General features: G+C 55.6%; 15 protein-coding genes. All 15 read right to left on the reverse strand.

The window, feature by feature from the left end:
• Window positions 1-202: 202 nt before the first annotated feature.
• Window positions 203-472, reverse strand: coding sequence for a 30S ribosomal protein S15 (gene rpsO, locus J2Z49_RS08565; protein WP_013823572.1), 270 nt, complete (start codon window positions 470-472; stop codon window positions 203-205).
• A gap of 90 nt (window positions 473-562) precedes the next feature.
• On the reverse strand, window positions 563-784 hold the full coding sequence (locus J2Z49_RS08570) for a hypothetical protein (RefSeq protein WP_307402118.1): 222 nt from the start codon (window positions 782-784) through the stop codon (window positions 563-565).
• A gap of 14 nt (window positions 785-798) precedes the next feature.
• Window positions 799-1,026 (reverse strand): hypothetical protein, encoded by a 228-nt coding sequence (locus J2Z49_RS08575; RefSeq protein ID WP_013823574.1) that lies wholly within the window; start codon window positions 1,024-1,026, stop codon window positions 799-801.
• A 96-nt stretch (window positions 1,027-1,122) separates the two neighbouring features.
• Window positions 1,123-2,058, reverse strand: coding sequence for a bifunctional riboflavin kinase/FAD synthetase (locus tag J2Z49_RS08580; protein ID WP_307402123.1), 936 nt, complete (start codon window positions 2,056-2,058; stop codon window positions 1,123-1,125).
• Window positions 2,059-2,103: 45 nt separating this feature from the next.
• The gene (truB, locus tag J2Z49_RS08585) at window positions 2,104-3,027 is read right to left on the reverse strand and encodes a tRNA pseudouridine(55) synthase TruB (protein WP_307402127.1); all 924 of its coding nucleotides are present in this window, start codon (window positions 3,025-3,027) and stop codon (window positions 2,104-2,106) included.
• Window position 3,028: 1 nt separating this feature from the next.
• Window positions 3,029-4,000: a DHH family phosphoesterase gene (locus tag J2Z49_RS08590; protein WP_307402276.1), complete on the reverse strand. Its 972-nt coding sequence runs from the start codon at window positions 3,998-4,000 to the stop codon at window positions 3,029-3,031.
• Window positions 3,993-4,352, reverse strand: coding sequence for a 30S ribosome-binding factor RbfA (gene rbfA, locus J2Z49_RS08595; protein WP_307402130.1), 360 nt, complete (start codon window positions 4,350-4,352; stop codon window positions 3,993-3,995). The genes J2Z49_RS08590 and rbfA overlap by 8 nt, the downstream gene beginning before the upstream one ends.
• A 25-nt stretch (window positions 4,353-4,377) precedes the next feature.
• Window positions 4,378-6,915, reverse strand: a complete 2,538-nt coding sequence (gene infB / locus J2Z49_RS08600) for a translation initiation factor IF-2 (protein ID WP_307402133.1) — start codon at window positions 6,913-6,915, stop codon at window positions 4,378-4,380.
• Window positions 6,916-7,010: 95 nt separating this feature from the next.
• Window positions 7,011-7,304, reverse strand: a complete 294-nt coding sequence (locus tag J2Z49_RS08605; protein WP_307402135.1) for a L7Ae/L30e/S12e/Gadd45 family ribosomal protein — start codon at window positions 7,302-7,304, stop codon at window positions 7,011-7,013.
• A gap of 20 nt (window positions 7,305-7,324) precedes the next feature.
• Window positions 7,325-7,591, reverse strand: a complete 267-nt coding sequence (gene rnpM / locus J2Z49_RS08610) for an RNase P modulator RnpM (protein ID WP_307402277.1) — start codon at window positions 7,589-7,591, stop codon at window positions 7,325-7,327.
• A gap of 127 nt (window positions 7,592-7,718) precedes the next feature.
• Complete coding sequence (gene nusA / locus J2Z49_RS08615; protein WP_307402137.1) at window positions 7,719-8,804, reverse strand: transcription termination factor NusA; 1,086 nt, start codon at window positions 8,802-8,804, stop codon at window positions 7,719-7,721.
• A gap of 12 nt (window positions 8,805-8,816) precedes the next feature.
• Entirely contained in the window at window positions 8,817-9,284 is a 468-nt protein-coding gene (locus J2Z49_RS08620; protein WP_307402140.1) for a ribosome maturation factor RimP, read from the reverse strand.
• Between the two features lie 148 nt (window positions 9,285-9,432).
• Window positions 9,433-10,107: an MgtC/SapB family protein gene (locus J2Z49_RS08625; protein ID WP_307402141.1), complete on the reverse strand. Its 675-nt coding sequence runs from the start codon at window positions 10,105-10,107 to the stop codon at window positions 9,433-9,435.
• A gap of 210 nt (window positions 10,108-10,317) precedes the next feature.
• Window positions 10,318-11,484 (reverse strand): MGDG synthase family glycosyltransferase, encoded by a 1,167-nt coding sequence (locus tag J2Z49_RS08630; RefSeq protein WP_307402142.1) that lies wholly within the window; start codon window positions 11,482-11,484, stop codon window positions 10,318-10,320.
• Window positions 11,485-11,495: 11 nt separating this feature from the next.
• A complete protein-coding gene (locus J2Z49_RS08635) occupies window positions 11,496-13,214 on the reverse strand; it encodes a proline--tRNA ligase (RefSeq protein WP_307402145.1) in 1,719 nt (572 codons plus the stop codon).
• Between the last annotated feature and the right edge of the window lie 11 nt (window positions 13,215-13,225).

Genomic DNA, 13,225 nt, shown 5'->3' on the forward strand with positions numbered 1-13,225 from the left:
TAAAGCTACCCAACCTCCTGTTTAACCTACCTAAATTTTCATAACTGATAGTTCTTCTACATAATAAATATTATTTCCTGCTAGCGAAGTAAAAAATACCACTGTCTTTTTAGGGTAAGCAAACCTGTCCAAAGGTACGACGTCGACTCGAGTACTCGGTGGGCCTACAGTGAAAAAAGGCGGGTTAGGTACCCCGCCCTTCTTACTTCCGAAGGCCCAGTTTTTCAATCAGTGCCCGGTAGCGGTCAAAATTCCTGTCTTTTAGATAGTTGAGCAAGGCCCGTCTTTGGCCGACCATTTTTAACAAACCGCGCCGGGAATGATGATCCTTCTTGTGAACCCGCAGGTGCTCCGTCAGGCTGTTGATCCGTTCGGTCAGGATGGCAATCTGCACTTCTGGAGACCCGGTGTCGGTTTCATGCAGCCTGTGTTCGGCAATGAGGGCCTGTTTCTTTTCAGACGTCAGCGCCACCGTGAAGTCACCTCCTCCTTAACTGTAATCGCTGCTGGCCAAGCTAACCGCCGGAGAAACGAGTTCCCTAGCCAACAGTTCACGGGAAATTTATTTCCCGATTATAGTAATCACCAGGCGTCCGCCTGGGATATCTTTGGCCACAATATCGAAAACCCGACCCGACCGGGCAATAAAGCCGCGAAAGCGGGTTGCTGTTGGTATGCGCCCGGGAATGTTACTGGCGGCGGCCGTAATATCGGCTATGGTGATGCCTTCCTGCCGTATATCCTTGAGGCGCTTTTTGGCGTGCTCGGTAATAATAATCCGCATGGCCCCAATTGTAACTACAAGGTTCCGGACTGGCAAATCCGGTTATCCTCTTCCTGTGCGACAAAGGCATACAACGCGTCCACAAAGGCCGCAAGCGTGTAATTCTCTACCTCGGACTGGCGATAAATTTGCTCCAGTTCCTTTTTGAGTTCCTGAAATTCCTCGCTCAAACAAATCAGGGCGATGTGATTGAGCCATTTTTTGATCTCCTCGTCAGGAGAATCCAACCTGGGAACCCCCATTTAAAAAGTCTCCCTTCCCCATACGCGGGAGGTTTAGCGGTTTTATTTTAGCACAATCCCGGGAGGAAGTAAACTTTACATGTATTTATATGACCTTTATTTCTGGCCATATTCCACCCTGGCCTGGTGGATGTCTTTTTGGATCTGGGCCACCAGCTCGGCTACGGAGGCAAACCGCCTTTCTTCCCGCAGGCGGCGCCTGAAGCGCACGAGGATCCAGCGCCCGTAAAGATCACCCTGGAAATCAAACAGGTGCACCTCGATGTTGCGACGGGCGTTTTTAGCGTTGAAGGTGGGCTTCGTCCCAATATTGGCTACGCCCAGGAAGCGATCACCATCTACCTCAACCTCCACCGAGTAAACCCCGTTGGCCGGTATCAAAAGCCCCTTCTCGGGATTTAAATTGGCAGTGGGAAAGCCCAAAGTTGCTCCCCGCCGGTCCCCGGTTACCACCTGGCCTTCTACAAAGGGATAGTAACCCATGAAATGAGCGGCCTTCGTAACTTCCCCGGCCAGCAACAGGCTGCGGATCAGCGTGCTGCTGACCACCTGGCCATCCACAGTCACCGGAGGTATCACATGTACTTCGAACCCGTACTTGTGACTGTACTCCTTTAAAAGTTCGGGAGTACCCTCCCCCCGGTAACCGAAGGTATAGTTATAACCCACGAAAACAGCTTTTACACCCAATCCCCGGTACAATACCTCTTCAATAAACTCCCGCGGACCAATCCGGGCAAATTCGGCAGTAAAGGGAACGCGCAGCAAAACTTCCACGCCCAGGTGGCACATGATCCTCTCCTTGGTGCGGGGGGTAAGCAGCAAAGGGGGGGCATGTTCCGGATCTAACACCGCCAGGGGATGGGGATGAAAGGTAAAAACTGCTGGCGTGGCTTTCTTTTCACGGGCCGTAGCCACCATTTTGCAAATTAACTGCCGGTGTCCCAGGTGTATTCCATCGAAGTTCCCCAGGCCGACCATTAAATTTGCGTATTGATTTCGTAGTCCTTCCCATGTTTCGTAAACTTTCACAGGCCATCAAGCCCCCCTGGCTACATATCGTAATTATGCAAGTATTTAAATCAACACCCTTACAGGTTGAAACTGGTAGTACCCCGGTCGTTTCGGATCGGCCACCGACCTGGCCACAGCCAAAATAGCCCGGTCGGTACACAGTCTAACCATCTGGCCTTCCTGCAAAAAATCGGGTGCTGTGGCTACACCCGGCCAGTATAAAGGGCTGCCGGACTTAACCCGATCCACTGCCCCCGGCCGGACATATATGCAGGGCAAATGCTCTAGAGCCTGCTCCACTTTCACCAGCTTACCTAAAAGCGTACCCTGCCGGGCACATTCCTCCACTTCTTCCAGGGTAAGTGCTTCATCTATGGAAAAAGCGCCGGCCCTGGTGCGTAAAAGAAAACTCATATACGCCCCGCATCCCAATAGTTGTCCCAAATCGGTGCACAATGTGCGTATGTATGTGCCGGCGGAACAGGCCACGTCTACCAGGGCCCGTGGGTGAGGCGTACCTGCGCGATCCATGCGTACCAACCGCAGGGAATAAATATTTACCCGTCGAGGCTGTCGTTTTACCTCCACTCCCTGCCGGGCCAGCTCATAAAGCTTTTTACCCTGGTAACGGACCGCCGAAGTCATGGGCGGAACCTGCATGATTTCGCCCACAAAAGCCCGCAAAGCTTCTTCTAACGCCCCGCTGGTTAGTGTTGTGGCATCGCCCCGGTAAACCACTTCCCCAAAGGCATCGCCGGTGGAAGTAGCCCGGCCGAAGGTAATTTCCGCCCGGTATTCCTTATCACCAGGAAGAAACTGGATTACCCGGGTGGCCCGCCCCACGCATACCGGCAGCACCCCCGCCGCCCCCGGGTCGAGGGTACCGGTATGACCCGTCTTCTCACCATCTACCAGGCGCCGCACAAAGGCCACCACATCATGGGAGGTCATCCCGGGCGGCTTTAAAATATTCAGAATACCATCCATATTATTCCTCCTGCATCACTTTCAGGACGGCCTCCACCACCCTTTTGGTGATCACCCCTCCTTCTCCTTCCACCACCGCTCCTGCTGCCCGGAGGTGGCCCCCGCCGTTAAACTGGGAAGCTACGCGCTGTACATCCACCTGCCCCCGGGAGCGCAAACCTACCTTCCAGCGGCCGGGAACAATTTCCCGGAACAACAGGGCCACCTCCACCCCGCGCAGGGAACGCACATAGTCGATGAGCCCATCGGTATGCTCCTCCTGGGCACCTAAACTATCCAGTGTTTCGCGGGTAACGCTCATCCAGGCCACCCGTCCACAGGGGGTAAGATCCAGCGTCTGCAGGGCTGCCTGGAGGACCCGCAGGTGTAAAAGGGATTTCTGTTCAAAAAGCAATACATTCAGCCGGGCGGCATCAACCCCTTCGTCCATGAGCCTGGCCACCCGGCGGTGGGTGAGGGGGGTAGTGTTCTGGTAACGAAAGGAACCGGTATCGGTAACAATGGCCGTATAAAGGCAGCTGGCTATCTCCACCTGCGGAGGTACCTGCAGCAAATCCAGAAGGTCCTGGATAATTTCACCGGTTGCCGCCGCTTCTGGGTCGACATAGACGTGGTGACCAAAATCGTGTTTGCCCACATGATGGTCAATGATACAGACCACCAAATCGCGAAAAAGCAGTTCCTTTAACATCCCCAACCGGTCAGGCACGGAACTATCCAGAACCACAAAGGTATCATAATCCCTCTTCAAGGCCTGCTCCCCGATTAGAAAGCGGTCCGCCCCGGGAAGAAAGCGGTATAGCTCGGGCAGGGGATCGGGACTGGCCAGGGTTACTTCCTTGCCCAATTTTAAAAGACCGAGGCCAAGGGCCGCTACCGAACCCAGGCAGTCCCCGTCGGGCATGACGTGCCCGCTTAAAACTACCCGCCTGGACTTTTTAAGGCATTCTGCTATTGTACCCAGGCTAGTCATCACCCGCGGCACCCCGTTCTTTCACGTCATGTAGCAACTCCATCACCCGGATACCCCGCTGGATGGAAGGATCCAGCTTAAAGGAAATTTCCGGGGCATATCTCAAGCGGACCCGCCGCCCCAGTTCACTGCGCACGTAGCCCCGGGCGCGATTTAAAGCTTCAAGGGAAGCTTTAGCCTCCTCCTCCGAACCCAGAACACTGAAAAAGATCTTGGCATAGCGCAGGTCAGTCGACACCTCGACCCCGGTAATGGTGACAAAACCGATGCGCGGATCCTTGAGTTCATACCGTAGCATGTCCGATACTTCTTTCTTAATGATTTCAGCCAACCGTTCCGGACGATAGGGCACAATCCGCACCTCCCCGTTCACCCTGTTAGGCCAGTTCCCTTTTTACCGCTTCCATGGTAAAGGCCTCGATGATATCGCCCTCCCTGATCTCATTATACTTTTCCAGGGCAAGGCCGCATTCATAGCCCTGCATCACTTCCCGGACGTCGTCCTTGAACCGTTTTAAGGAACCAAGCTTGCCTTCATAAACAACCACACCGTCCCGGATGACCCTGACGCCGGCATCCCGGGCAATTTTACCGTCAGTCACGTAACAGCCGGCTATGGTGCCCACTTTGGAAATCTTGAAGGTTTTCCGTACTTCGGCCCGGCCAAGGATCACTTCCCGGTACTCGGGCTCCAGAAGACCGCTCATGGCCGCCTTGACGTCTTCGATGGCATCGTAAATCACCCGGTAGAGGCGGATATCTACTTTTTCTTTCTCGGCCACGCGGCGGGCGTTGACATCGGGACGTACGTTAAAGCCGATGATGATGGCGTTGGAAGCCGAAGCAAGCATGATGTCCGTTTCGGTGATTGCCCCCACACCCTGGTGGATGATGTTTACCTTTACTTCTTCCGTGGATAAACGCTCGAGGGCCTGTTTCAACGCCTCGGCCGAACCCTGTACGTCGGCTTTGATGATCACCCGCAGTTCCTTAACCTGACCTTCTTTAATCTGATTAAAGAGGTCGTCTAAGGAAACCCGGGGCATGGCAGCCTTAAATTCTTCTTCGCGCTTGCGGTTGGCCCGTTTTTCGGCTATTTGACGGGCGGTCTTTTCATCGGGCACTACAAAGAACTGGTCGCCGGCCTGGGGTACCTCCGAAAAACCAAGGACCTCTACCGGCGTGGAAGGACCCGCCTTTTTCACCCGCCGGCCTTTATAGTCCATCATGGCCCGCACCCGCGCCCAGGTCGTACCCGCCACCAGGTTGTCGCCAACCGTGAGCGTGCCGTTTTGCACCAGCACCGTGGCCACCGGACCCCGCCCCTTATCCAGTTCGGCCTCAATCACCGTTCCCCTGGCGGGACGGTTGGGATTGGCCTTTAATTCCTGCATTTCGGCCACCAGCAGGATCATTTCCAGGAGATCTTCCAACCCCTGGCGTGTCTTGGCGCTGACGGGAACCATCACCGTCTCGCCGCCCCATTCTTCAGCCACCAGACCGTACTCGGTGAGCTGCTGTTTAACCCGGTCAGGGTTGGCATCGGGCCGGTCGATCTTGTTGATGGCCACTATAATGGGTACGCCGGCAGCTTTTGCGTGGTTGATGGCTTCCACGGTTTGGGGCATTACCCCGTCGTCTGCCGCCACCACTAAAATGGCGATATCCGTGACTTTGGCCCCCCGGGCACGCATGGCGGTAAAAGCCTCATGACCCGGGGTATCCAGAAAGGTAATCTTTTTGTTATTATGCTCTACCTGATAGGCACCGATATGCTGGGTAATCCCACCGGCTTCTGTGGCAGTAACATTGGTCTCGCGAATGGCGTCCAGCAGGGAAGTTTTCCCGTGGTCCACGTGGCCCATAACCGTGACCACACAGGGGCGCGGCTGTAGATCGGCGGGATCATCTTCGGGCTCCTGCATGAAGAGAGCCTCCACATCCTGTTCCACCTTGACTTCTACTTCAAAGCCAAATTCCTGGGCCAGGATAGTGGCGGTATCGGCATCAATTTCCTGGTTGATGGTAGCCAGCACACCCAGCATCATTAGTTTCTTAATTACCTCGGCCGGGCTATTCTTCATTTTTTCGGCCAGTTCCTTTACCGTGATGGATTCGCCAATAACAATGGGCTTTTTCTCCACCACAGGTTTGGGTTCCGGCTCACCGGGCGCCGTTTTCTTTTTCTGGCTGGCCAGGGGACGCAACTTGCGGTCAACCAGGGTTTCATCCAGGAGCTCTTTCCTGTCCCGGGCCCGGGCAGTATGTTGCTTTTCCTGTTTCTTTTCCCCCCGGGTTTTATCGGACCGCACCTTTTCGCTAACGGCCTTAATTTCCTGCGGAACTTTGGGCACCTTTAAATGTTCAGGTTTCGTTTTGGCCGGCTGGCGCCCGGTCGCTTCACCCTGGGGAGGGGCGACCTGGGCCTTTTTCTCGGCAGGCATTCTACCACGGGCAGCAGGCTGCTGCACCTTGCTGGCGGGTTGCTGGGCCTGGGCCCTTGGCTGGGGTTGGGGCGGCTCCACCTTCAACGGGCGCTCCTGAAAACGCCGGTCCGGAGGACGGGAGGGTACCCGGTCCACCAGCCCCGGCCCGCGGTCATAGCGCCGGGCGTCCTGCTGGTGCCGGGGGCGTTCCGCGTGCCGTTTTTTATGATTGTTTTTACCCTCCTTAGCCTTATCAGCCCTGGCCTGTGCCTGGACCGCCGTTGCCTGGGCCTGCTGGTTTCCTCCTTTATTGTTCACCACTTTTTCATTCCCGCCTTTTAACTCGGCCAGCACCCGCTCCACCTCAGCATCCTGCAGGGTGGAGAGGGGTGATTTCACTGAAATGCCCATATTACTAAGCTTTTGCATCAGCTCCTTACTTTCTACGTTCAGTTCTTTGGCCAGTTCGTGGACTCGTTTTTTGACCATGCAAACACCTCCAGAGTGGGTGGCTGGTGGTTAGTCATCAGTCGTCAGTTGTAGCTGTCAGTCGCCACCAACCACCAACGACCAACAACTAACGACTAGCCACTATCTCCCCTTTCTAAATGTTTTAAAATTCCTTGGGAAAAGTTTTCATCGGTAACGGCCATGACGGCACAGGTGGCCCTGTTCAAGATACGACCTAATTCTTCTTTTAGTCCCCAGGTAACCACGGGAACCCCCCTAGAACGGGTCAAAAACAAAAAGGTCCTTTTAGTACGCCCGGAAGCATTGGTGGCCAGAATCACCAGCTTGGCATAACCACGCTGGATGGCGGCGCGTACCGCCCTATCCCCCCCAACGACGCGCCCGGCACGCCGGGCCAGAAAAAGCAACTGCGTTACTCCTCCGCCCCTCATTCCTGCAATCCCTCGGCCAGGGACTGGATGATTTCCGGGGCAATGGAACGTTGCAGGGCCTTCTCCAACCGCTTGCCTTTAACGGCCTTTTGCAAGCACTCCCGCCGGGGGCAGATGTAGGCTCCGCGCCCGGAACGCTTGCCTGTAGGATCAATCTCAACGGTGTCCTGTGGAGTACGTACCACCCGGATTAGTTCTTTCTTTGGTTTCATTTCCTGGCAGCCCACACACATCCGCAAAGGCACCTTTTTTACCCTGGGCAAATGGATCACCTTCCTGATGCCCACAATTTATAAACTATTTTTATTTACACAGCCGGTGTGCCGGTCACCGCCCGTTCTTCAACTGCCGCGAAAAAAGCACACCCTGGCTTGTTGCGGTCTTTGCAAATTACAGGACACTGTCATCACCATAGTACTCGCTGTACTCCTGAGCGTATATTTCCTGCATCTGGGATTCGCTCTTGATATCTATCTTCCACCCGGTAAGCTTGGCCGCCAGGCGGGCATTTTGACCCTCCTTGCCAATGGCCAGGGAAAGCTGGTAATCCGGCACAATCACCCGGGCAATTTTTTCTTCTTCCCAGATCTCCACCGCCACCACTTTGGCCGGGCTTAAGGCCGCGGCCACGAACTTAGAAGGATCGGGATTCCACTTAATCACGTCAACTTTTTCCCCGTTTAGCTCGTTAACAATGGCCTGGATGCGCATGCCCTTGGGGCCCACACATGCCCCTACCGGATCCAGTTTTTCCTCCCGGGAATAAACGGCAATTTTGGACCGGTAACCGGCTTCCCGGGCAATAGCCTTCAACTCCACCAGACCTTCCTGGAGTTCCGGCACCTCAAGCTCCAAAAGCCGTTTCAATAAGCCCGGATGGGTGCGGGAAACCAGTATCTGCGGCCCCTTGGTAGTCTTGCGCACTTCCACCACGTAGGTTTTAATCCGGTTTCCGGGACGATAATCTTCCCCGGGCATCTGCTCCGGCGGGGTTAAAATGGCTTCCGTCCGGCCCAGGCTGATGTAGACATTCTTTTGTTCCACCCGCTGGACAATCCCGGTGACGATGTCCCCTTCCCGGCTGGCAAATTCCTCGTACACTATGTTGCGCTCGGCTTCCCGGATCCGCTGGACCACCACCTGTTTGGCCGTTTGGGCGGCTATCCGGCCGAAGTTGCGGGGAGTGACCTCTTTTTCAATCACATCCCCCACCTGGTAGCGGGGGTCAATTTTCCGGGCTTCCTCGAGGGAAATCTCCAGCCGGGGGTCGGTCACTTCCTCCACCACCGTACGCTGGGAATAAACCTTGAAGTCCCCTGTCTGGCGGTCAACAATTACCCGGGCATTTTGCAGGGAACCAAAGTTACGCCGGTACGCGGAAAGCAAGGCTGCTTCAAGGGCTTCAAAAAGGACCTCGGTCGAAATGCCTTTTTCTTTCTCCAGTTCCTTTACGGCTGTCAAAATTTCGGTGTTCATCTCGCCTGCCTCCTAGAGCCAACTTGCTTTTAGCCGTGCCGTTGCCACCTCGGGGAAGGGGACGCGCCGTTCCTGCCCGTCATCCAGGGTAAGCACCACCATCTGGTCCTCCAAACCCTCCAGGCGGCCGGTAAATTTTCTTTGCCCGTGCTGGGGGGTAAAGGTGGTGAGCTGCACCCGGTGGCCCGAGAAGCGCTCAAAATCGGCAGGCTTCTTTAATGGCCGCTCGATGCCGGGGGAAGAAACTTCCAGGTAATAGGAATGGGGGATGGGATCTACCTCATCCAGGAGAGGATCCAGGCTTTCGGACACTGCCTGGCAGTCATCCAGCGTCACTCCCCCGGGCTTATCAATGAAAATGCGCAGGTACCAGCGCCCCCCCTCTTTTACATATTCCACGTCTACCAGCTCTAGCCCCAAACCGGTTACCAGCGGTGTGGCCAGTTCCTCCACTGTCGCCACTACCTTGTTTTTAATCACGACTGTTTCCTCCTCTTAATCGATTGGGGTTATATCTGTATATTATAAGACGAAAGAGTGGGTGTTACCCACTCCTGTTGCTGACAAAAGGCGACGGAACATAAACCAAATCAAAGTATACCACAGAAAACACGGACTGGCAAGGGCTTTAACTGTGCCGGTGTTCGACCCGGTACACCCCCGGCAAAGAGGCCAGCTTGTTCAGGATCAACACGCGGTTGACATGAGGGCGGAACTGGACGGTGATTTCCAGTAACTGACGATCTCCATCACCCATTTTCTCGATTTCAATATTTTTAACTATGAGTCCAAATTCATCCAGCAGGGCTCCCACCTTCTGAAAATCCTCGGGAGCACCGGTCACCACAAGATTCAATACGTCTTCCTGGCGTCTTTTGCGCACATAATCCTCAATGGCACCCAGAATAACCAGGGCGAATAGAACCAGGACGGTACCCAGGGTAGCCGCCAGGTAAAAACCGCCCCCTGCCGCCAGTCCGACACAGGCGACCACCCACAAACTGGCGGCGGTGGTCAGCCCGCGCACCAGGGGGCCTTCCCGCAGGATGGCTCCGGCACCGAGAAAACCGATGCCGCTGACTACCTGGGCGGCTACCCGGGCCGCATCACCCTTAAATTGGAAATGAAGGCCCTCCGATACAACCATGGCCAGGGCCGACCCCACACAAACCAGAATATGGGTGCGAAAGCCCGCCGAATAGGTACGGATGGAAACGTACAGCCTTTCCCGTTCCAAGCCGATCATTCCCCCCAGGACCACTGCCAGCACCAACCGCAAGATAATTTCCTTTTCCGTTAACATAACCTATCCCCCCGCCACCGTCATCACACCACTACTGTCCTGTAAATAGCACTTGCCTGCCGTTTGCCCAGCACTCACTGGATCCAGGTACCTGCGTAGGGATTGAAACTGCACATATTTGGCAATCATCCACACCAAAGAGCTCCGGTTACGGTGAGTGCTGGGCGGCCATTTTCATTCTGCTGGTGGCACTGAAAGCGTCATGGCTATCTAATCCCTTGCCGCGGCCAGGACGTCCTGTTCCAAAATCCTTTGCATTACTTCAACTGCCTCCCGGGCGGCATGGGGCTTACCAAGACGCGTAGCCGCCGCCGACATATCCCAAAGACGCCTTTTATCTAAAAGACAGGATAGAATCTCCTGGCCCAGGTCCTGAACCCTGTTCACCCGTACCGCGGCACCGGCCCGGCAGAGATATTCGGTATTGCGCTCCTCCTGACCCGGCAGGGGATCCACAATAAATATGGGTATGCCTTTCGCCAGAGCCTCGGCACAACTTAATCCGCCAGCCTTGCCCACCATGATATGGGCCACCGACATAAGCTCGTGGATATTCTCGACAAAACCAAAAACCCGGGTGGGGTGGCAGTTGGACCCGGCCAGCTGCAACAGCCGTTGCCGCAGCTGTTCATTGTACCCGGCAACCACCAGCAGTTGGCAGGGTACTGGACCGTTCCCCAGGCATTGTACCGCTTCGGCTAGAGGGCCCAAACCAAAACCGCCTCCCATTACCAGCACGGTGGGGAGACAAGGGTCCAGGTTAAGCTTCTGCTGAACGCTCAAGCGATCCACCGGCCGGGCAAAGGCGGGGTCTATGGGGATCCCCGTTGCGTGCACCCGTTCCAGGGGAATGCCAAACTCCGCAAAGGGCTCCCTTAAGTCTTCGCTGGCCACCACGTAAGCATCCACCCCGGGAAAGATCCAGAAGGAATGGACGGTAAAATCGGTAATGGTGGCCATAACCGGCACCCGGAAAAGGCCCTGGCTTTTTAGCCGGTCCAAAATGCCCACGGGAAAGGGGTGGGTACAAACCACCGTTTGGGGGCGGGTTTGATTCAAAAACTTAACCAGTTTGGGGGAGGTCAATTTGTTCAGGATGCGGTTGAATTCCTGCTTGGCAAATCCTGAAAGGGGTTGACCCCGTTCTGCCTGACGGTAAAGGTAGCCATAAACCACCGGGGTAATTTTGAGCATTTCCATGTAGGTGCCCAAAATCACCTTTTCTAAAAAAGGGCTGGTATACCGGAAGGTGTCCAGGACAATTACTTCTGCGGCCGGGTTGCTTTGTTGAATGGCCTCTCTTAAGGCATGAGCCGCCCGCATATGACCCGTGCCGGCCGTTACCGACAAAATGACCACCCGTTCAAGGATAGCCATAACCATCCCCTCTAAGCCAGAGCAATAAACTCCCGGACATGATCGGTAATCCGCTCCCGCGGCACTAACCTGGTTTCCCCGCTAGCCCGGTAGCGCACCTCCAGTTCCCTTGTCTGGACTGCCTGGTTGCCCACAGTAATGCGCAGGGGGTAACCCACCAGATCCGCATCCTTGAACTTTACCCCCGCCCGTTCGGGACGGTCGTCCAGGACCACTTCTATCCCGTTGGCCTGCAGTTCCCGGTAAACTTCTTCGGCCAGACCCATTTGCTGTTCATCCCTGTGGTTCACCGGAACCACCACTACAAGGAAGGGAGCGATGGACACCGGCCAGATAATCCCGTTTTCATCGTGGTTTTGCTCCACGGCCGCTGCCATGGTCCTCGTCACGCCAATGCCGTAACACCCCATGATTATGGGGCGGCTCTGGCCGTGCTCATCCAGGTAGGTAGCTCCTAAAACGCGGCTGTATTTGTCTCCCAGCTTGAAAATTTGTCCTACCTCAATACCGCGGGTTTCCTTGAGAAGTGCGCCGCATTTGGGGCAGGGATCCCCGGCCCGCACCTCACGTATATCCGCCACCACCTGGGGAGCAAAATCGCGTCCCGGATTTACATTGACCAGGTGGGCATCATCCCGGTTGGCCCCGGCAACGGCATTAACCAGCAACATGACCTCCTCATCGGCTACCATCGGGACACCCTGCAGGCCCACCGGGCCGGCATAACCCACCGCGGCCCCGGTGATCCTTTCCACGGTGGCCGCATCGGCCAGCTCCAGGCGCAGCACGTCCAGGACCTTTTGCAGCTTAACCTCGTTAACTTCCCGATCACCCCGCACCAGGGCGGCCACTATTCCCTTTTCGGTCTGGTAAAGAAGAGTTTTGATCAGGCGGCGGGCATCCACTCCCAGGTACCCGGTCACCTGTTCCACCGTGTGCATACCGGGAGTGTCCACCGTCTCCAGGGGTCGCGGCATTTCTTCACGGGTTACGCCATGCTGCCGTACCGGCGAAGTGGCCCGCTCCACATTGGCCGCATAACCACATGACTCATCCGGGCAAAAAACCACCAAAGCCTCCCCGGAATCGGCCAGCACCATAAATTCGTGGGTATCATTGCCGCCAATGGCGCCTGAATCGGCCTCCACCGGGCGAAACTTTAACCCGCAGCGGGTGAACACCCGGGTATAGGCCTCGTACATTTTTTGATAGCTTATTTCCAGGCCGGCTTCATCCCGGTCGAAGGAATAAAGATCCTTCATGATAAATTCCCGTCCCCGTAACAGGCCAAAACGGGGACGCCGCTCATCCCGGTATTTATTCTGGATCTGGTAAAGCAACTGGGGCAACTGGCGGTAGGAGTTGACCTCCTGCCGTACCAGGGCCGTTACAATTTCTTCATGGGTCGGACCGAGGCAGAAATCCCGCCCGTGCCGGTCCTTCAGCCTGAACAGTTCCGGACCGTATACGTCCCAGCGGCCGGACTCCTGCCAGAGTTCCGCCGGCTGGATGATGGGCATCATAATTTCCTGGCCGCCCTGGCGATCCATCTCTTCCCGGATAATTTGCTCTATCTTTTTGATTACCCGCCAGGCCAGGGGCAAAAAGGTATACACCCCCGCCGCCGCCTTGCGGATGAATCCGGCCCGCAGCAATAACTGGTGGCTCACCACCTCTGCTTCGGCCGGCATCTCTCTCAACGTTGGCAAAAACAACTGACTGACACGCACTTATGTAAGTC

Origin of the sequence: Desulfofundulus luciae (assembly GCF_030813795.1) — a bacterium.
GTDB classification, from domain to species: domain Bacteria; phylum Bacillota; class Desulfotomaculia; order Desulfotomaculales; family Desulfovirgulaceae; genus Desulfofundulus; species Desulfofundulus luciae.

Bases quoted from the DNA above. Each gene is read 5' to 3' on its own strand.
- J2Z49_RS08630 (WP_307402142.1), bottom strand. From the start codon at position 11,484: ATGGCTATCCTTGAACGGGTGGTCATTTTGTCGGTAACGGCCGGCACG.
- J2Z49_RS08570 (WP_307402118.1), bottom strand. From the start codon at position 784: ATGCGGATTATTATTACCGAGCACGCCAAAAAGCGCCTCAAGGATATA.
- infB (WP_307402133.1), bottom strand. From the start codon at position 6,915: ATGGTCAAAAAACGAGTCCACGAACTGGCCAAAGAACTGAACGTAGAA.
- J2Z49_RS08625 (WP_307402141.1), bottom strand. From the start codon at position 10,107: ATGTTAACGGAAAAGGAAATTATCTTGCGGTTGGTGCTGGCAGTGGTC.
- J2Z49_RS08590 (WP_307402276.1), bottom strand. From the start codon at position 4,000: ATGACTAGCCTGGGTACAATAGCAGAATGCCTTAAAAAGTCCAGGCGG.
- J2Z49_RS08575 (WP_013823574.1), bottom strand. From the start codon at position 1,026: ATGGGGGTTCCCAGGTTGGATTCTCCTGACGAGGAGATCAAAAAATGG.
- truB (WP_307402127.1), bottom strand. From the start codon at position 3,027: ATGGATGGTATTCTGAATATTTTAAAGCCGCCCGGGATGACCTCCCAT.
- nusA (WP_307402137.1), bottom strand. From the start codon at position 8,804: ATGAACACCGAAATTTTGACAGCCGTAAAGGAACTGGAGAAAGAAAAA.